Annotated in this window: 18 protein-coding genes; 1 reads left to right on the top strand and 17 read right to left on the bottom strand. The window is 67.5% G+C overall.

All coding sequences use genetic code 11. The features are described 5' to 3' along the window. Window positions 1–28: 28 nt before the first annotated feature. From IED13_RS12150 to yajC, 5 genes are all read right to left on the bottom strand, one after another. Complete coding sequence (locus IED13_RS12150; RefSeq protein ID WP_038365572.1) at window positions 29–937, bottom strand: phytoene/squalene synthase family protein; 909 nt, start codon at window positions 935–937, stop codon at window positions 29–31. 108 nt (window positions 938–1,045) lie between these two features. Further along, complete coding sequence (locus IED13_RS12145; protein ID WP_038365570.1) at window positions 1,046–1,423, bottom strand: Mth938-like domain-containing protein; 378 nt, start codon at window positions 1,421–1,423, stop codon at window positions 1,046–1,048. A gap of 11 nt (window positions 1,424–1,434) precedes the next feature. After that, window positions 1,435–2,388 (bottom strand): protein translocase subunit SecF, encoded by a 954-nt coding sequence (secF, locus tag IED13_RS12140; RefSeq protein WP_038365568.1) that lies wholly within the window; start codon window positions 2,386–2,388, stop codon window positions 1,435–1,437. Window positions 2,389–2,415: 27 nt separating this feature from the next. Beyond that, window positions 2,416–4,026, bottom strand: a complete 1,611-nt coding sequence (secD, locus tag IED13_RS12135; protein WP_191124310.1) for a protein translocase subunit SecD — start codon at window positions 4,024–4,026, stop codon at window positions 2,416–2,418. Window positions 4,027–4,096: 70 nt separating this feature from the next. Continuing rightward, window positions 4,097–4,372: a preprotein translocase subunit YajC gene (gene yajC, locus IED13_RS12130; RefSeq protein WP_166653019.1), complete on the bottom strand. Its 276-nt coding sequence runs from the start codon at window positions 4,370–4,372 to the stop codon at window positions 4,097–4,099. Between the two features lie 338 nt (window positions 4,373–4,710). On the opposite strand from yajC, the gene IED13_RS12125 reads away from it, so the two are divergent. Continuing rightward, window positions 4,711–5,613: an ATP-binding protein gene (locus IED13_RS12125; RefSeq protein WP_191124309.1), complete on the top strand. Its 903-nt coding sequence runs from the start codon at window positions 4,711–4,713 to the stop codon at window positions 5,611–5,613. Between the two features lie 219 nt (window positions 5,614–5,832). On the opposite strand, the gene IED13_RS12120 is transcribed toward IED13_RS12125, so the two are convergent. The 12 genes from IED13_RS12120 to IED13_RS12065 form a co-directional block, all read right to left on the bottom strand. Then, window positions 5,833–7,089, bottom strand: a complete 1,257-nt coding sequence (locus tag IED13_RS12120) for a LysM peptidoglycan-binding domain-containing M23 family metallopeptidase (RefSeq protein ID WP_191124308.1) — start codon at window positions 7,087–7,089, stop codon at window positions 5,833–5,835. A 238-nt stretch (window positions 7,090–7,327) separates the two neighbouring features. Then, window positions 7,328–7,990, bottom strand: coding sequence for a protein-L-isoaspartate O-methyltransferase family protein (locus IED13_RS12115; RefSeq protein ID WP_051988287.1), 663 nt, complete (start codon window positions 7,988–7,990; stop codon window positions 7,328–7,330). Window positions 7,991–8,023: 33 nt separating this feature from the next. After that, complete coding sequence (gene surE / locus IED13_RS12110; protein ID WP_113254066.1) at window positions 8,024–8,785, bottom strand: 5'/3'-nucleotidase SurE; 762 nt, start codon at window positions 8,783–8,785, stop codon at window positions 8,024–8,026. 1 nt (window position 8,786) lies between these two features. Further along, entirely contained in the window at window positions 8,787–10,088 is a 1,302-nt protein-coding gene (serS, locus tag IED13_RS12105) for a serine--tRNA ligase (protein ID WP_191124398.1), read from the bottom strand. A 202-nt stretch (window positions 10,089–10,290) separates the two neighbouring features. Further along, complete coding sequence (gene tatC, locus IED13_RS12100; protein ID WP_038365557.1) at window positions 10,291–11,100, bottom strand: twin-arginine translocase subunit TatC; 810 nt, start codon at window positions 11,098–11,100, stop codon at window positions 10,291–10,293. Next, complete coding sequence (tatB, locus tag IED13_RS12095; protein ID WP_191124307.1) at window positions 11,097–11,777, bottom strand: Sec-independent protein translocase protein TatB; 681 nt, start codon at window positions 11,775–11,777, stop codon at window positions 11,097–11,099. Before tatB ends, tatC begins: the two co-directional genes overlap by 4 nt. Before the next feature lie 99 nt (window positions 11,778–11,876). After that, a complete protein-coding gene (locus IED13_RS12090) occupies window positions 11,877–12,122 on the bottom strand; it encodes a twin-arginine translocase TatA/TatE family subunit (RefSeq protein ID WP_038365555.1) in 246 nt (81 codons plus the stop codon). A gap of 80 nt (window positions 12,123–12,202) precedes the next feature. Continuing rightward, window positions 12,203–13,315 (bottom strand): ABC transporter ATP-binding protein, encoded by a 1,113-nt coding sequence (locus IED13_RS12085; protein WP_248312558.1) that lies wholly within the window; start codon window positions 13,313–13,315, stop codon window positions 12,203–12,205. Between the two features lie 165 nt (window positions 13,316–13,480). Further along, the gene (gene scpB / locus IED13_RS12080) at window positions 13,481–14,179 is read right to left on the bottom strand and encodes an SMC-Scp complex subunit ScpB (RefSeq protein WP_191124305.1); all 699 of its coding nucleotides are present in this window, start codon (window positions 14,177–14,179) and stop codon (window positions 13,481–13,483) included. Beyond that, on the bottom strand, window positions 14,176–15,006 hold the full coding sequence (locus IED13_RS12075; RefSeq protein WP_051988285.1) for a segregation and condensation protein A: 831 nt from the start codon (window positions 15,004–15,006) through the stop codon (window positions 14,176–14,178). The genes scpB and IED13_RS12075 overlap by 4 nt, the downstream gene beginning before the upstream one ends. 118 nt (window positions 15,007–15,124) lie before the next feature. Then, entirely contained in the window at window positions 15,125–16,135 is a 1,011-nt protein-coding gene (gene nagZ, locus IED13_RS12070; protein ID WP_191124304.1) for a beta-N-acetylhexosaminidase, read from the bottom strand. 95 nt (window positions 16,136–16,230) lie between these two features. Continuing rightward, window positions 16,231–17,325 (bottom strand): TRAP transporter substrate-binding protein, encoded by a 1,095-nt coding sequence (locus IED13_RS12065; protein WP_191124303.1) that lies wholly within the window; start codon window positions 17,323–17,325, stop codon window positions 16,231–16,233. Window positions 17,326–17,362 lie beyond the last annotated feature (37 nt).

The raw sequence follows: 17,362 nt of genomic DNA, 5'->3' as shown, positions 1-17,362 counted from the left end.
GGTCCGAGCCCGAGCATGACGGAGCCTCTCAGCTTTTCCGCGCCGCCCGCCACAGGATCCACTGCCGGCGCCAGGCCGGCAAGGTGATGATGGTACGATAGGGATCGTAGCCCTTGCCTTCCATCTTACGCAGATAGGGCTCGACCAGCGCGACCGGCAGGAAGGCTGCCTGCACCGCCGGCGGAATCGTGTCGCTCAGGCTCGCGAGCTGCTTGAGATGGTTGCGCGCGATCTCGCGCAATTCCTTGAGCGTATAAAGCACACCGGGCCCGCCGCGCCCGCGCACGATGTCGTCCCGCGTCACGCCGTTGCGGGCCAGGATGTCGGCCGGCAGATAGACCTGCCCCTCCGCCGCATGCCAGGGGAAGGCGCGCATCAGCCCGGCCAGCGCATAGGCGACGCCGGCATGGCCGCAAGCCACCGCCCCGCCGGGGTCGCGCCCGCCGGCCAGCACGATGCAGGCGAGCCGGATCAGGGCGCTGGAAGTCTCTCCCGCATAGCCATCCAGATCCCGCAGCGACGGCATGGGGTCGTCATAGAGATCGAAGGTGCGGGCATCGATCAGCCCGGTCAGCGGCGCGATCGGCAGGCGATAGCGCTTCACCGTGTCGAGCAGCGCCGCAGCGACGGGGTGGCCCTGCACCTCGCCATTCGGCTGGCCTTCGAGCAGGTCGCGCCACCATTGCATCCTGACCTCGCCCGGCAGCGGCTCGCTGACGAGCGCCCTCACCCGCGCGATCTCCTGGCTGAAGGCATAGAGCGCGAAGAGCCCGTGGCGGCGCGCCTCAGGCGCGTAGAGCGTCGCGATATAGCGATCCTGATCCTGCTCCCGAACCAGCGCCGCGCAATGCGCATAGGCCTCCGGCAGGCGCGCAGGCACCCTATCGTCGCGCTGATCTGTCTGAACCTGCGGTGTCGTACCGTCTCGGCCCGCCATGCCCGGCCTCGCTTTCGTCCTCAGTCTAGGCCAATGCCCCCGCGGGGGCTACGCCCACGATTCATGGCTGCCAAAACGCCGCAGCCGGATGCGGCCTGTGCCGCGATCTCAGGGGATCGCGATCAGCGCCGCAGCGACGCGGCGATCCTCGGCGACGAGGACATTATAGGTCCGCGCGGCGGCGCCGGTCGCCATGCCTTCCACGGTGATGCCGGCCTGCTTCAGCGGCTCGCGCAAGGCCGGCGGAATGAAGGCGATGTCCGGCCCGGTGCCGATGATCAGGAAGTCGATCGCCCCGGCCTCATCGAGTATCGGCTGGAGGCTGTCGAGCGTGACCTCGGAGAATTGCGTCACCGGCCAGAGCCGTATCCCGGCCGGCGTCGCGATGATCGAGCCCTTGTGGCTCATCTCGGCGAAACGGAAGCCACCGGCTCCGATCGCATCGAGCGCCCAGCGCCCCGGCACGAAGCCCTCGAAGCGTGCCATGGCCGCCGGCCTCAGCCGGCCTTGGGCTTGGCGCCGGCGAGCGTCTTCTCGCGGGCCTCCTCGCGCTGGCCCTGGCCGCGAACGTCCATGTAGAGCAGCACCGGCGTCGAGACGAACATCGCCGAATAGGTGCAGACCACGACGCCGAACAGCATGACGAGCGCGAAGCCCTCGATCGCCGAGCCGCCGAAGATGACGAGCGCGAGCAGCGACAGGAAGGTCGTGGTCGCCGTCATCGCAGTGCGCGACAGGGTCGAGTTGACCGAAAGGTCGAGCAGCTCCGGGATCGGCATCGTCTTGTAGCGGCGCAGCAATTCGCGCGTCCGGTCGAACACCACGACCGTCTCGTTCAGCGAATAGCCGACGATGGTCAGGATCGCCGCGATCGAGGTCAGGTTGAATTCGAGCTGCGTGATCAGGAAGAAGCCCATCGTCAGCACGATGTCGTGCAGCGTGCCGAGGATCGCGCCGATGGCGAGCGGCATCTCGAAGCGGAACCAGAGATAGATCAGCACGCCCATGATCGCCAGCACGACGCCGAGCGCGCCGGCCTGAACCAGCTCGCCCGAGACCCGCGGCCCGACCGTCTCGACGCGGCGGAACTCATAGGTCGAGGCGAAAGCGTCGCGCGCCTTCGTCACCACGCCCTGCTGCGCCGCCTCGCCGCCCGCCTGGAGCGGAAAGCGCATCGACAATTCCGTGCCGTCGCCGAACTCCTGCACCTCCGCCTCGCCGAAGCCGAGGGCATTGGCGGTCTGGCGCACTTGCGCGATCTCGATCTTGCCGCTCTTGGCCTGCATCTCGATCAGGGTGCCGCCCTTGAAGTCGATGCCGAAATTCAGGCCGACCGTCAGGAAGAGCGCCAGCACCAGAATCGAATAGGCGGCCGAGATCGGATAGCTGAACCGGCGGAACCAGACGAATTTGAAGCGGGTATTGTCGGGAACGATACGAAGCAGGCGCATGGCCAATCTCCTGGAGCTTGGGCTGCGTCAGAACGGGAGGTGCTTGGGCTTGGCCCAGCGATACCAGACGGCGATCAGCATCCGGGTCAGCGTCACCGCCGTGATGACGGTGGTGAGGATGCCGAGGATGAACACCACGGCGAAGCCGCGCACCGGGCCGGAGCCGAGCGAGAACAGCGCCACGGCCGCGATCAGCATGGTGACGTTCGAGTCGATGATCGTCGCGAAGGCGCGCTGGAAGCCGGCCTCGAGCGCCGAGACGAGGCTGCGGCCCTGATGCTCCTCCTCCCGCATGCGTTCATAGATCAGCACGTTGGAGTCGACCGCCGTGCCGATGGTGAGCACGATGCCGGCGATGCCCGGCAGCGTCATCGTCGCCCCGATCAGCGACATCAGGCCGAAGATCAGGCAGACATGGACGAAGAGCGCGATGCTCGCGATCAGCCCGAAGATGCCGTAGGTCCCGAGCATGTAGAGCACGACGAGAACGCCGGCGATCAGCGTCGCGAGCTTGCCGGCATGGATCGAGTCGGCGCCGAGGCCCGGACCGACCGTGCGCTCCTCGACGATGGTCATCTTGGCGGGCAGCGCGCCGGCACGCAGCAGGATCGCCAGGTTGTTGACCTGCTGGACGGTGAAGTTGCCGGAGATCTGGCCCGAGCCGCCGGTGATCGGCGACTGGATGACCGGCGACGAGATCACCTTGTTGTCGAGCACGATGGCGAGCGGGCGGCCGAGATTTTCGGTGGTGATCTGGCCGAAGCGCTGCGCGCCGCGGATGTTGAAGCGGAAATTCACGATCGGCTGGCCGGTGCGCGAATCGAAGGAGGGCTGCGCATCGACGAGATCGGCGCCGTCGACGACGGGCTGGCGCAGCACCGGCACGGGCTGGCCGCCCGAATCCTGCGAGGGCAGCATGTCGACATCGGTGCTGTTGGCATCGCCCAGCAGGCGGAACTCCAGCTTGGCGGTGTCGCCGAGGATTTCCTTCAGCCGCTGCGAATCCTGCAGGCCGGGCACCTGGACGAGGATGCGGTCGAGGCCCTGGCGCTGGATGTTCGGCTCGGTCGTGCCGAGCGCGTCGACGCGCCGGCGTAGCACTTCCATCGCCTGCTCGACGGCGCGGCGGATGCGCTCGTTCGAGCCGGCTTCCGTCACGGTGAGCTGGATCAGTCCGTCGGGCTGTTCGGTGATCGCGATCGACTGGTTGCCGGACGGGCCGAAGGCGCCGAGCGTGCCGATCGGCTGCGAAAGCTCTTGCAGTTTGGGCAGCACACGCGCGCGTTCGGCAGCGTCGGGGATGCGCATCTGCACGCCGCGCGTCGTCGTCTGGATGCCGCCCTGGAGGCTGATGCGCTCCTCGCGCAGGATGCGGCGCGTATCGTCGCGCAACTGCGTCACCTGGCTGCGGATCAGATCGGCGCGGTCGATCTCGAGCAGGACGTGCGAGCCGCCCTGCAGGTCGAGGCCGAGCACCACCGCATGGGTCGGCAGCAGGAAGCGCGGAATCCAGGAGGGCGCATTCTCCTCGATCGACTTGCGCGTCTCCGGCGAGAACAGGTTCGGCACGGCGAGCCCGCAGCCGAAGAACAGCACGAGCAGGACGAGAATGACCTTGCGGGCCTGGAGACGAAGCATCTGCGTGAACAGCCTTGTTGTGGGGGCTGGCCTCACGAGGAGGCCAGTCGTCGTCTTGGGCGACGTCGCCTCAGTTCTTGACCGGCTCGCTCTTCGAGCGGACGTCCTGGATCATGCCGCGCACGATGCGCACCCGCACGCCTTCGGCGATCTCGGCCTCGACCTCGCCGTCGTCGACGACCTTCGACACCTTCGCGACGAGCCCGCCGGAGGTGACGATCGTATCGCCGCGACGCACGTTCTTGATCATCTCCTGATGCGCCTTGGCCCGGCGCTGCTGCGGCCGGATGATCAGGAACCACATGATGACGAAGATCAGAAGGAACGGCACCAGCTGAATCAGCATGTCGGAGCCGCCGCCGGCTCCAAGCGACTGGGCAAAAGCGGGGGTGATCACAAAAACACTCCTCTGGTGCGACGGCAACGAGCCGCCAAGCCGCAAGACACGCCGCGAAAAGACACGACAAAAGCATCGCCCGGCCGGAAAATCGCGCGGACTATAGCCAGCAATGCCGTGAAATCAATCGGACACGCCCACTCGCGCGAGCGCGCTCCTCACCTATGGGCTTGCCGCCATTCGCGCAATGCCCTTGCGCAAGATCGCACAACGCGGTTTAGCTAGGCGGGCAACCGTACCGGACGGTACGGTACGGTTGTCAGCCAAACCATGAAGGCGCATGCCAGATGACCGACAAGACCACCGAGAAAACCATCGACCAGACCGCCACCGAGACGCTCGCGACCCTGCTGCGGATCGCTTCCGCGCTGGAGCGCATCGCCCCCCTCCCGCGCAAGCCGATCGACCTTGCGGCGGCGGACGCCTTCGTCTGGCACGCGGCGGGCTCGGAGCTCATGCCGGTGCCGAAGGTCAACCGCGTCGCCCTGTCCCTGCTGCGCGGCGTCGATCGCGTCCGCGACACGCTGGCCGAGAACACCGAGCGCTTCGCCCGCGGCCTGCCCGCCAACAACGTCCTGCTCTGGGGCGCGCGCGGCATGGGCAAGTCCTCCCTGGTCAAGGCAGTCCATGCCGACACCAACCAGCATCTCGCCAAGGGCGAACTGCCGCTGAAGCTGATCGAGATCCACCGCGAGGATATCGAGAGCCTGCCCGCTTTGATGAGCCAGCTCCGCAGCGATCCGCACCGCGCCATCGTCTTCTGCGACGATCTGTCCTTCGACGGCGACGACACCTCCTACAAATCGCTCAAGGCTGCGCTCGATGGCGGCGTCGAGGGTCGGCCCGAGAACGTCGTGTTCTACGCGACCTCGAATCGCCGCCACCTGCTGCCGCGCGACATGATGGACAATGAGCGCGCGACCTCGATTAATCCCGGCGAGGCGATTGAGGAGAAGGTCTCGCTCTCCGACCGCTTCGGCCTCTGGCTCGGCTTCCACAAATGCAGTCAGGACGAGTATCTCGCGATGATCGACGGCTATGTCGCCCATTTCGGGCTCACCGTCGCCCCGGAGGAGTTGCGCCGCGACGCGCTCGAATGGGCGACGACGCGGGGCTCCCGCTCCGGCCGCACCGCCTGGCAATACATCCAGGACCTTGCCGGCCGGCTCGGAAAGAAGCTGGAGGGGTGAAGCGCGAAGGTCATGGTCGGGCTTGTCTCGACCATCCACGCCTTCATCGACGCAGCGCACTGCTCAGGATCTGGATGCTCACCACAGGAGCGAGCATGACGGTATCCGAAAAAGCAAACAAAACGGGGCGCCTCTTCTGGAGGCGCCCCGTTCCGTATTCGATCGGCGGGGTCTCGCGGGTACCGATCGAAGGCTGAAGCCGGATTTGGGCAGCTTCGATCAGTTGTTCAGATAAGGCGTCGGATCGACCGGGGTCGAACCCTTGCGCAGCTCGAAGTGCAGCTGCGGCGACGAGACGTTGCCGGTCTGGCCGGAGCTGGCGACGACCTGGCCACGCTTGACCGTATCGCCGCGCTTCACCTTGAGCTCGCCGTTATGGGCATAGGCCGAGACATAGCCGTTGGGGTGACGGATCAGGACCAGGTTGCCATAACCCTTCAGCTCGCTGCCGGCATAAGCGACGGTGCCCTCCTCGGCGGCCTTGACCGGGGTGCCGTCCGGCACCGCGATGTTGATGCCCTCATTGCCACCCTTGCCGCTGAAGCCCGAGATGACGCGGCCCCGGGCCGGCCAACGGAAATCGGCCTTGTCAGCGCTCGACGTCGCCGCTTCCTGCTTCGGCAGGCTGGCGGTCGTCTTGGGCTCGGGAGCGGGCTCGGCCTTCGCGGCCGGTGCAAGCTTCTCGGTCGCCGGAGCGCTGGCGACGGCGACGGGCTTCGCCGGCTCGACCGCCGTGGTCGCAACCTTGGGCTGGCGGAGCTGCGCCGGGGCAGCCGCAGGCTTGGCCTCGGCGACGGTGGCCTTGCGGGCCTCCGCTTTGGCCTTGGCTTCAGCGGCGAAGCGGGCACGCGATTCCTTCATCGCCTGCGCATCGGCCTCCGCCTTGGAAGCAGCCGCAGTCCTGGCTTCGGCGACCGGCTTGACCTCGGCGGCGCTACGAGCCTGCGAGCGGACCTCCGTCGCAGCCTGGCGCACCGGCGCCGCTCCCTGAACGAAGCCGCGCGACTCGGGCGTGGGGGAAGCCGCACGCCGGACCGGCTCGGCCGCGGCCGTAGCCGCTCCACTGGCATTGTAGATCGGGATCGTCAGGCGGGTGCCCGGCGCCACATTGGCATTGCTCAGCCCGTTCGCCGAGATCAGCGCCGCGCGCGGCACGCCGTAGCGGGAAGAGATCATGTCCAGCGTTTCGCCCTGGGCGAGCACGATCGGCGTGCCGCCCTGCGCGGTCCAGCCAGCGGCGCTGCCCCCGACAGGCTGCGCCGACGGAGCGGCCGCGACCGGAGCGACCGGCGCCGGCCGCATTGCGGCGGAGGCCTGCGGCGGCGGCAGCGACTGCGAGCGCACGACCGGAGAAGACGGCACCGGCTGCAAAGAGCCGGAGCTGGAGCCGATCGAACCGGTGGTCACCGGGTCGCGCACCGGCGCGGCTTGCGCCGTCCTGAACGGATTGTCGAAGGGAGTCTCGGTGAAGCGCATCGTATCCGACGAGCAGGCGCTGACACCGAGGGCAAGCAGACAGACCGTCGAAAGACGGCAAAGGAGACGGGATTTGACCGTTCCGGCTTGGCTACGCATGGACAGAGTACTCGCGAACGACGCAACTCGATGAAGGCCATTAAAGTCCCGTTCAGGTTACGAAAGCGTTTCTCTCGCGAGTCCCGATTCACCTTTTTCGATTTTTTGCCGGCGTGGCCGCGGTCCGGCGGGAAAGCCGTCAAAGGGCCTGCGAGCGGCCCGGAATCAGCGGCGGCAGCCGCAGGATCGGCCCCGTCGCGTAATCGAACTGGCCGTCACTGAGGCGGGTCACCACCACGCGCCGCGCCACGCCTTCGACGCGCAGCGCCCCGACCAGCCGACCGCCGGGCGAGAGCCGCATCAGCAGGGCCTCCGGAACGGAATGCGTCACGCCGTTGACGAGGATGCGGTCGAACTGGCCCAGCGTGCGATCGGGCTGGAAGCCATCGGCGTGGCGCAGATCCACCACCTTGCCGAAGCCGCTGCCGGAGACGCGCTCATGCGCAGCCAGCGCCAGGGAGCGATAGCGCTCAAGCGAGACGACCTCGCCGCCAAGAGCGGCGAGAAGCGCCGTGACATAGCCCGAGCCGGTTCCGACCTCGAGCACGCGCGCGCCTGCCTGCAGGTCGAGCGCGCCGATCAGATTCGCGACCGTATGCGGCGCCGTCATCGTCTGGCCGCAGGGCAGCGGCACCGAGACGTCCTGCCGCGCGAGATCGGCGAAGCGGGCCGGCGCGAAGCGGTCGCGCGGCACGCGCTCCATCGCCCGCAGCAGCGCAAGATCGCGCACACCCCGCGCCCTGAGCGACAGGAGAAAGGCGACGGTGCGCTCGCCCTCGCTGGCCGGCACCTCCTCCCCCATCTCCGCCCCTCCCCTCAGCCTTCCCCAATCGCCTCAGGCGAAGACCTGCGCGAAGCGCGTCAGCGTCGGCTCATGGGTCAGGTCGAGTTCCAGCGGCGTCACCGAGATGCGGTTCTCGGCCATGGCGCGCAGATCCGTGCCGTTGGCCGGCTCCTTGCGGCTGCGCTGGAAGGCGATCCAGTAATAGGGATTGCCGCGCCCGTCCTTGCGGGGCTCGAGCTTGACCAGTTCCTGGTCGCGCCGGCCCTGCACCGTGACGGAGACGCCCTGCACATCGCCGGGCCCCGCATTGGGGAAGTTGAGGTTGAACAGCACGCCCTCGGGAATCCCCTCCTCCAGCAAGCGGCGGATGATGCCCGGCGCATGATGCTCGGCGCAGTCCCAGCGGATATTGTTGCGGTCGCCCGGCGTATAGGCCTGGCTGATCGCGATCGAGGGGATGCCGAGCAGCGTGCCCTCCATCGCCGCGGCGATAGTGCCGGAATAGGTCACGTCCTCGGCGACGTTCGAGCCGCGATTGACGCCCGAGAGCACGAGGTCGGGCCGCACCTCGGCCATGACCGAGCGCACCGCCATGATGACGCAGTCGGTCGGCGTGCCCGCCACGGCGAAGCGCTTCTCGCTGATCTGACGCAGCCTCAGCGGATTCGACAGCGACAGTGAATGGGCGACGCCGGACTGGTCGCTCTCCGGCGCCACGACCCAGACATCGTCGGAGAGCTGATGCGCGATACGCTCCAGCACTTCCAGCCCCTCGGCATGGATGCCGTCATCGTTGGTGACGAGGATTCGCATCTCAGGCTGCCTTCTCGATCCGCGTCACGCCGCGCATATAGGGCACCAGCACGTCCGGCACGGTGATCGAGCCGTCGGAATTCTGGTAGTTCTCCATCACCGCGATCAGCGCGCGGCCGACCGCCGTGCCCGAGCCGTTGAGGGTGTGCACGAAGAACGGGCCCTTGCCGTCCTTGGTCTTGTAGCGCGCATTCATGCGCCGCGCCTGGAAATCGCCGCAGACCGAGCAGGACGAGATCTCGCGATAGGTCTTCTGCCCGGGCAGCCAGACCTCGATGTCGTAGGTCTTCTGCGAGGCGAAGCCCATATCGCCGGTACACAAGGTCATCACGCGATAATGCAGGTCGAGTTTCTTCAGCACGGCCTCGGCGCAGGCGAGCATGCGCTCATGCTCCTCGCGCGATTTTTCGGGCGTGGTGATCGAAACGAGCTCGACCTTCTCGAACTGGTGCTGGCGCAGCATGCCGCGCGTATCACGCCCAGCGGAGCCTGCCTCCGACCGGAAACAAGGCGTCAGCGCGGTGAATCGAAGCGGCAGCTCCTCTTCGGAAAGGATTGATTCCCTTGCCAGATTGGTCAGCGGCACCTCGGCGGTGGGGATCAGCCAATGCTCCTCGCCAGCGCGGAACTGATCCTCACGGAACTTCGGCAACTGCGCCGTCCCGAACATCGCATCGTCGCGGACCAGCAGCGGCGGATTGACCTCCGTATAACCGTGCTCCTCCGTGTGCGTGTTGAGCATGAACTGCCCGATCGCCCGCGACAGCCGCGCGATCTGCTTTTCCAGCACGACGAAGCGCGCGCCCGAGAGCTTGGCCGCCTTCTCGAAATCCATCTGGCCGAGCGCCTCGCCCAGCTCGAAATGCTGCTTGGGATCGTTCACGCCCTTGAGCAGCCCGCGCTCCTCCGGCTTCACGCCATGGACATGCGACACGACGTTGCCGTGCTCGTCGGCGCCATCGGGCACGTCGTCGAAAGGCACGTTCGGAATCGCCGCGAGCTTCTCGTCGAGCGCGTCCTTGGCGGCCTTCTCCTGCGCCTCCAGCGCCGGCTGCTCTTCTTTAAGCGCGGCGACCTCGGCCTTCAGCTTGTCGGCGAGCGCGACATCCTTCGCGCCCATCGCCTTGCCGATTTCCTTGGAGAGCGCATTGCGGCGCTCCTGCGTGGCCTGCGCTTTGGCGATCGACGAGCGGCGCACATCGTCGAGTTCGAGCAGCGAGGACGACAGCGGCTCGAGCCCCCGTCGCGTCAAGCCCTTGTCGAACGCCGCGGCGTTCTCGCGAATCCATCGGATGTCGTACATCGTCTTCCGGCCATGCATCGCTGCGGAATGCAGCGCAGCATGCTCTAGACCGGGATCGCGCGGGAGGGAACCACCGACATCGGCATTCGGCGCCCCGATCACGTCATGGTCGGGCTTGTCCCGACCATCCACGTCTTCGTTCGGAAGCAGCGGCGTTCAAGACGCGGATGTTCGCCACAAGGGCGAGCATGACGACAGCACCCTACTCCGCGTCCTCGGCTGCCTTCGCGGCCTCGCCCTTCTTCTCCACGCGGCGCACCGAGAAGATCGAAAGCTCGTAGAGCAGCAGCATCGGCACGGCGAGCATGAGCTGCGAGATCACGTCCGGCGGCGTCAGAACCGCCGCGACGATGAACACGAAGACGATGGCGTAACGGCGCTTGTCCTTCAGGAACTGCGAATCGATGATCCCCGCCTGGCCGAGCAGCGTCAGGATCACCGGAAGCTGGAAGGCGATGCCGAAGGCGAAGATCAGCGTCATGATCAGCGAGAGATATTCGCTCACCTTCGGCAGGAGCGCGATGCCGGCCTGCGTCTCGGTCGCCGCCTGCTGCATGCCGAGCGAGAACTTCATCAGCACCGGCATGGCGAAGAAGAAGACCAGCAGCGCGCCGAGCGTGAAGAACACCGGCGTCGCCACGAGATAGGGCGCGAAGGCGGCCTTCTCATTCTTGTAGAGGCCGGGCGCGACGAATTTGTAGATCTGCGTCGCGATCACCGGGAAGGCGAAGAAGCCGGCGCCGAAGGCCGCCACCTTGATATGGGTGAAGAGCAATTCGAGCGGGCCGGTATAGATGAGCTGCGCGTTGGCCGCACTCCCCGCCGCCCAGACATAGGGCTTCACCAGGATGTTGTAGATCTGCGTCGAGAAGCCGAAGCAGATGAAGAACATGATCAGGAAGGCGATCAGCGACTTGATCAGCCGCGAGCGCAATTCGATCAGATGGTCGAGAAGCGGCGCGCGCGAGGCCTCGATCTCGTCTTCGCCCTCGCGAGGATTGGCGACGCTCATGCGGAAGTCTCCTCGCCCTTCGCCGTCTTCGTCTTACGCTTGCGGGCAGGCTTGGCCGGCTCCGACGCGGTCTTTTCCGGCAAGGGCGCGTCCGGCTCCTTCGGCGCCACGGCCGCGGTCTGCTTGACGCGCCGCGCGCGGGCCGGCTTGGGCTCAGCGCCATTCGTCTTCGCGACGGGCTCGACGGCTTCCGCTGCCGGAGCGGCAGCGACAGGCGCAACCTCTTCGGTCTTTTCTTCCGGTTTGGCCTTGCGAACTCGCTTCGGCTTGGCGGCCGGCGTCTCGGCGGCAATCTCCACCGGCGGCAGCTCGGGAGCCGGCATCGCCGCGAGCTTGGCTTCCGCCTCCTTCAGCGCGGCCGTATCGGGCTTGGCCACATCGCCGGCCGTTCCGGAAGCCGAAAAATCCTTCGGCTCCTCAATCGGCTTGTAGTCCGTATGGGTGTTGAGCGAGCTCGACACGCTGCCGCCGACATCCTCGACCTGCTTCTTCAGGTCGGCGAGCTCGGCCTCGCGCATGGCCTCGTTGAACTGGCCCTGGAATTCGGCCGCCATGCGCCGGACCTTGCCGATCGTCTGGCCGACCGTGCGCAGGACTTTCGGCAGATCCTTTGGACCGATCACGACGAGCGCGACCGCCCCGATCAGCACCATTTCGCTCCAGGCGATGTCGAACATCGACGGCTCTTCCTATCGGCGCGCTCGCCGTTCGACCACAGGGCCGAACGGTCGGGCCGCGCGCATCACCAACACCACGCCCTCGGGGCGCGCGCCGCGTCAGGCCTTGTGGTCGGCCTTGGCCTGCGCCTGAGCCGCCGCGTTGCTGGCCTGCGTCTGGTCGATCACCTTGGGGTCGACAGTGGTGGCGGTCGGCGTCGGCTCGTCATCCTCCGCCATGCCCTTCTTGAACGATTTGATGCCCTTGGCGACATCTCCCATCAGCTCGGACACCTTCCCGCGCCCGAACAGAAGCATCACGATGACGCCGACGACGATCCAGTGCCAAATGCTCACGCCACCCATGGCGAAACTCCTCCGAAATTGCCCCGACCGGGGCCTGTCCCCGACCAATTCTGGCCCGGTCGTTCGCTCGGCGGCGGAACCTATTGATCCGCCGCGGGAAACACAAGGACTTCGTCCGACGGAATGTCGACGCCGACCTCGTCGCCCACGCCGACCTCGTCCGACAGCGCCATGCGCGCGGCGAGCGGCCGGTCGAAGCCATCGACGGCCACGAGCACATGATCGACCTCGCCGAGAAAGCGCCGCGCGACCAGCCGCCCCTTGAGATAGTACCCCTTCGGCACGATCCGCACCCGATGCGGCCGGATGCAGACGATCGCGTCGCTGCCTTCCGCCACGCCCTGCGCCGCGAAGCGCCCGAACGGCGTCTCGACCGTTCCGCCCGAGACCCGGCCCTCGATCTCGTTAAAATCGCAGAAAAATCGGGCGGCAAAGAGGCTGGCAGGCTTGCGGTAGAGCTCCTCCGCGGTGCCGATCTGGGCGATGCGCCCGGCGCGCATCAGCACGATGCGGTCGGCGATGCGCATCGCGTCCTCGGGGTCGTGCGTGACGATGATCGAGGTCGCTCCCGTCTCCTCCAGCAGCGCGGCGGTCTCGTCGCGCACCACATCGCGCAGCCGCCGGTCGAGGTTGGAGAAGGGCTCGTCCATCAGCAGGACGCCGGGACGTGGCGCGATGGCGCGCGCCAGCGCGACGCGCTGCTGCTCGCCGCCCGAGAGCATATGCGGATAGGAGTCGGCCAGATGCTCGAGCCCGACGCGCGCCAGCGCCCGCAGCGCCGTGGCGTCGGCGGCGCTTCCCGACCGGTCGCGCAGCCCGAAGCGAACGTTCTCCCGCACGCTCAGATGCGGAAACAGCGCATAATCCTGAAAGACGAAGCCGACGCCGCGATGTTCCGGCTCGACGAAGGCGGCGGGCGACGAAACATCGCGCCCTTCCAGCAGCACCCGCCCCGCGCTCGGCCGCTCGACTCCGGCCGCGAGCCTCAGCAGCGTCGTCTTGCCGCAGCCAGACTGGCCGAGCAGCGCGACGATTTCCCCGGGTCGAACCGAGAGGGACACGTCCGACAGCGCCGTCACCGCGCCGAAGCGCTGGGTCACGCCATCGAATCCGAGCGCCATCGGGATCGCGGCTCCCGCCGTCCCGCGCCGGCCCCAGCCGAGCCAGCTTCTCGCAGTTTCGCTTCCCGCCAATCCTTGTCCTCTCAGCAAATGGGCCGTCATCCCGGGCAGAGCGATGCCTAGACCCGGGATCCATGTCTGAACCGACCCAGGTAAGCTTCAGGCATGGATCCCGGATCGGCGCCGCCAGAGGCGGCTTGTCCGGGATGACCAGCGAGGAGAGCCGAGTGTTCGCCCTCACTCCTGTTGCGGGCCGCCCTCGCCGTCGTCAAGCGGGCTGAACAGATCGCCGAGCGGATCCTCGTCGTCGCGCAGACCCGGATCGTCATCGGGAACCGGCACGGTGAGGTCGCGCGTCAGCCGGCCCTCGATGAAGCCCGCCCCCTTCAATTCGTCGAGCCCTGGCAGGTCGTCGATGCGGTCGAGCCCGAAATGATCGAGAAAGCCGCGTGTCGTGCCATAGGTCACCGGCCGGCCCGGCGAGCGCCGCCGCCCGCGCAATCGCACCCAGCCAGCCTCGAGCAGGATGTCGAGCGTGCCCTTGGCCGTGGCGACGCCGCGGATCTCCTCGATCTCGGCGCGCGTCACCGGCTGGTGATAGGCGATGATCGCCAGCACTTCGAGGGCCGCCCGCGACAGCTTGCGCGGCGGCTCGGCCTCGGCGGCGAGCAGATAACCGAGATCGGACGCCGTCCTGAAAGCCCAGCCGCCGGCGACCTGCCGCAGATTGACGCCGCGCGCCACGTAGAACGCGACGAGACGGGCCAGGACCTGTCCGACATCGATTCCCGCCGGCACCGAGCGGCTGAGTTCCTCCTCCGACAGCGGCGCTGCGGAGGCAAAGAGCAACGCCTCGACGATGCGCAGCGCCTGCGCGAAGGCTTCCGCCCCGCCGCCATCCTCCTCGTCGCGCGTCTCGGCCATCGCCGCCGTCATGAGGCGTCCTGTCCGACGAAGGGCAAGGCCGGCGGCCGGGCCGAGCGGCGGCGGACATGGATCGGCGCGAAGGCGTCGTCCTGCCGGATGTCGAGCATGCCTTCCCGCACCATCTCCAGCATGGCCGAGAGTGCCGACGCCCTGACAGTCGCCCTCATCTCGCCCACCGGCAGCCCATGCGCCTGCATGTAACGCGTCAGATAGGGGTCGATATCGGTCCAGTCCCCCGCTTCGCCGACGAGTTTCTGCAATGCCTCGCGCGCCTCGACCAGCGACCAGACGACGCGATGGCCGACCGAGATATGCCCCTGCACCCGCTTCTGCCGCTGATGCGCATAGGCCGCGAGCAGATCGTAGAGTTCCGCCTCCCAGACCGGCCGGGCACCGGCGACGATCTCCTCCGGGGCGCCGCGCGCGAAGACATCCTGCCCCAGCCGCTCGCGCGCCGAGAGCTTGTTCGCCGCCGCCCGGATCGCCTCCAGCCGGCGCAGGCGCAAGGCGAGCGCCGTGGCGAGATCGGCCGCGCTCGGCTCCTCGCCCCTCGGTGGCTCGGGCAGCAGCAGGCGCGACTTGAGATAGGCGAGCCATGCCGCCATCACGAGATAATCGGCCGCCAGTTCCAGCCTCAGCGCCCGCGCCTGCTCGACAAAGACGAGATACTGCTCGGCCAGCGCCAGGATGGAGATGCGGTGCAGGTCGACCTTCTGGCGGCGCGCGAGATCGAGCAGCAGGTCGAGCGGCCCTTCATAGCCGTCGACATCGACGACGAGCGCAGGCTCGTCCTCGCGCCGCGCGCGATCTTCCGCGAATGGCAAATCGGCCGTCATGCTGGCCTGCCCTCACCCGCCTTGCCCATCTCGCGCCGTCATTCCGGATGCCTCGAAGCGGAGATCCGGGATGGCCAGCGGGAAGATGTGATCAACCCCGTGGGACAGATTCGGCTTTTCAGCCGTCCAGCGCAAGGGCGCCGGCAACCTCGGCGCGCGCGGCGGTGACATCGAGAGGCTCGGGCTCGTGGCGGATGCGGCCGAGCGCGGCGGCAGCCCGGCGCGCGCGTGCGCCGGTCATCTCCGGCACCGCCCCGGCGATGGCGACCATCTCCTCCATGATGCCGTGGCAATGCAGCACGACGTCGACCCCAGCGCGGACGGCGGCCCGGGCCTTCGCCTCGAACGTGCCGGAGAGTGCCTTCATCGAGATGTCGTCGGTCATGATCAGCCCGTCGAAGCCGATCTCCTCGCGCATGATCCCGCGCACGATCTTCCGCGACACGGTGGCCGGATGCTTCGGGTCGAGCGCCGTGAAGACGACATGCGCCGTCATCGCCAGCGGCATGTCGGCGAGATGGCGGAACGGCCGGAAATCATGCGCCCTGAGCTCGTCGAGCGTCGCATCCACCACCGGCAGGTCGTGGTGGCTATCCGCCCGCGCCCGGCCGTGGCCGGGCATGTGCTTGACGACCGGCAGCACGCCGCCGGCGAGAAGCCCTTCCGCCGCCGCCCGGCCGAGGCGCGCCACCTGGTCCGGCTCATAGGCGTAGGCGCGGTCGCCGATGACGTCGTGGCTGCCGGCGACCGGCACGTCGAGCACCGGAAGGCAGTCGACGTCGATACCGACGCTTTTCAGGTCATGCGCCATCAGCCGTGCGGAAAGCCGCACGATCTCGCGCTGGCGCACCGCATCGTTGATGGTCAGGAAGGCCCACGCCGGCGGGTATTTCGGCCAGTTCGGCGGCCCCATGCGCTGCACGCGGCCGCCTTCCTGATCGATCAGGATCGGCGCCTGCCAGCCGACGGTCTCGCGCATCTCGGCCGTCAAGGCCGCGACCTGCTCGGGCGACTGCGTGTTGCGCCGGAACAGGATGAAGCCCCAGGGACGGGCATCACGGAAGAAGGCGCGCTCGTCGGGCGTGAGGCTCGTGCCGAGGCAGCCGGCGATGAAGGCGCGCGAGGTCATGGCACCGGGTTAGAAACTGGCGCGGGCGCGGTCAAGCACCACGCGTCCCCTCCCCCCGCTTGCGGCGGGGAGGGAACGGCGGAGTGCCGACCGCCTCACTTGATCTGTTGGAAGTTCTGCGCGTTGAAGGCGTCGAAGGGCAGCTCCGCGATGCGGAACCAGAGCTGCTCCTTCTTCCAATAGGGCAGGAAGGAATCGTAGAAGGTCTTGAACTGCGGGTTGCTGGCGGCGAGCTCCGCATACATGGCGAAGGCCTCCTTATAGGCGGCCGCCATCACCTCCTGCGGGAAGGCGCGCAGCTCGGCCCCGGTGCCGACCAGCCGCACCAGCGCATCCGGGTTGCCGTGATCGTATTTGGCGACGCAGAGCGCGTTGGCCTCGGCGCAGGCCGCCTCGAGAATCGCCTTGTAGGACGCCGGCAGCGCGTTCCACTTGTCCATGTTAGCGATGAAGCTGACGTTGGCGTTGCCCTCCCAGAAACCGGGATAGTAATAATATTTCGCCACCCGGACGAAGCCGAGCTTCTCGTCGTCGAACGGCCCGGAGAACTCGACTGCGTCGAGCGTGCCGCGCTCCAGCGCCGGATAGATGTCGGCCCCGCCGATGGTCTGCGGCACCACGCCGAGCCGCGCCATGATCCGGCCGCCGAGCCCGGCGATACGGAACTTCAGCCCCTTCAGATCCTCGAGCGTCTTGATCTCCTTGCGGAACCAGCCGCCCATCTGCGCGCCGGTGTTTCCCGAGGGGATCGTGTAGCAGTTATAGGTCTTCATGAAGGCGCGGCAAAGCTCGAGCCCGCCGCCCTGATAGAGCCAGGCGTTCTGCTGGCGGGTGTTGAAGCCGAAGGGCAGCGAGGTCTCGAAGGCGAAGGCCGGATCCTTGCCGATATAGAAGCTCGACAGCGTGTGGCTGCATTCGACCGTGCCGTTCTGCACCGCGTCGAGCGCCTGCAGCGCCGGCACGATCTCGCCCGGCGCGAAGACCTGGATCTGGAAATTGTTGTCGGTCGCCTCCGCCACGCGCTTGGCGACATGGGTCGAGATTCCATAGAGCGTGTCGAGGCTCTTGGGATAGCTCGAGGTCAACCGCCAGCTGATCTTGGGCTGCGACTGCGCGAGCGCCGGCGCCGCAATGGCGGCGCTGCCGGCAGCGCCCACACCGGCGACCTTGACGAAGTTGCGACGATCCATGGGTATCCTCCAGCTGGTGCTTTGCGTCGCGCCGGCG

Origin of the sequence: Allobosea spartocytisi, from assembly GCF_014764685.1 — a bacterium.
GTDB classification, from domain to species: Bacteria; Pseudomonadota; Alphaproteobacteria; order Rhizobiales; family Beijerinckiaceae; genus Allobosea; species Allobosea spartocytisi.
Note: the sequence above shows the minus strand (reverse complement) of the source record. Positions and strands in the feature narration are given on the sequence as shown.

Bases quoted from the DNA above. Each gene is read 5' to 3' on its own strand.
- IED13_RS12150 (WP_038365572.1), bottom strand. From the start codon at position 937: ATGGCGGGCCGAGACGGTACGACACCGCAGGTTCAGACAGATCAGCGC.
- IED13_RS12145 (WP_038365570.1), bottom strand. From the start codon at position 1,423: ATGGCACGCTTCGAGGGCTTCGTGCCGGGGCGCTGGGCGCTCGATGCG.
- secF (WP_038365568.1), bottom strand. From the start codon at position 2,388: ATGCGCCTGCTTCGTATCGTTCCCGACAATACCCGCTTCAAATTCGTC.
- secD (WP_191124310.1), bottom strand. From the start codon at position 4,026: ATGCTTCGTCTCCAGGCCCGCAAGGTCATTCTCGTCCTGCTCGTGCTG.
- yajC (WP_166653019.1), bottom strand. From the start codon at position 4,372: ATGCTGATTCAGCTGGTGCCGTTCCTTCTGATCTTCGTCATCATGTGG.
- IED13_RS12125 (WP_191124309.1), top strand. From the start codon at position 4,711: ATGACCGACAAGACCACCGAGAAAACCATCGACCAGACCGCCACCGAG.
- IED13_RS12120 (WP_191124308.1), bottom strand. From the start codon at position 7,089: ATGCGCTTCACCGAGACTCCCTTCGACAATCCGTTCAGGACGGCGCAA.
- IED13_RS12115 (WP_051988287.1), bottom strand. From the start codon at position 7,990: ATGGGGGAGGAGGTGCCGGCCAGCGAGGGCGAGCGCACCGTCGCCTTT.
- surE (WP_113254066.1), bottom strand. From the start codon at position 8,785: ATGCGAATCCTCGTCACCAACGATGACGGCATCCATGCCGAGGGGCTG.
- serS (WP_191124398.1), bottom strand. From the start codon at position 10,088: ATGTACGACATCCGATGGATTCGCGAGAACGCCGCGGCGTTCGACAAG.
- tatC (WP_038365557.1), bottom strand. From the start codon at position 11,100: ATGAGCGTCGCCAATCCTCGCGAGGGCGAAGACGAGATCGAGGCCTCG.
- tatB (WP_191124307.1), bottom strand. From the start codon at position 11,777: ATGTTCGACATCGCCTGGAGCGAAATGGTGCTGATCGGGGCGGTCGCG.
- IED13_RS12090 (WP_038365555.1), bottom strand. From the start codon at position 12,122: ATGGGTGGCGTGAGCATTTGGCACTGGATCGTCGTCGGCGTCATCGTG.
- scpB (WP_191124305.1), bottom strand. From the start codon at position 14,179: ATGACGGCGGCGATGGCCGAGACGCGCGACGAGGAGGATGGCGGCGGG.
- IED13_RS12075 (WP_051988285.1), bottom strand. From the start codon at position 15,006: ATGACGGCCGATTTGCCATTCGCGGAAGATCGCGCGCGGCGCGAGGAC.
- nagZ (WP_191124304.1), bottom strand. From the start codon at position 16,135: ATGACCTCGCGCGCCTTCATCGCCGGCTGCCTCGGCACGAGCCTCACG.
- IED13_RS12065 (WP_191124303.1), bottom strand. From the start codon at position 17,325: ATGGATCGTCGCAACTTCGTCAAGGTCGCCGGTGTGGGCGCTGCCGGC.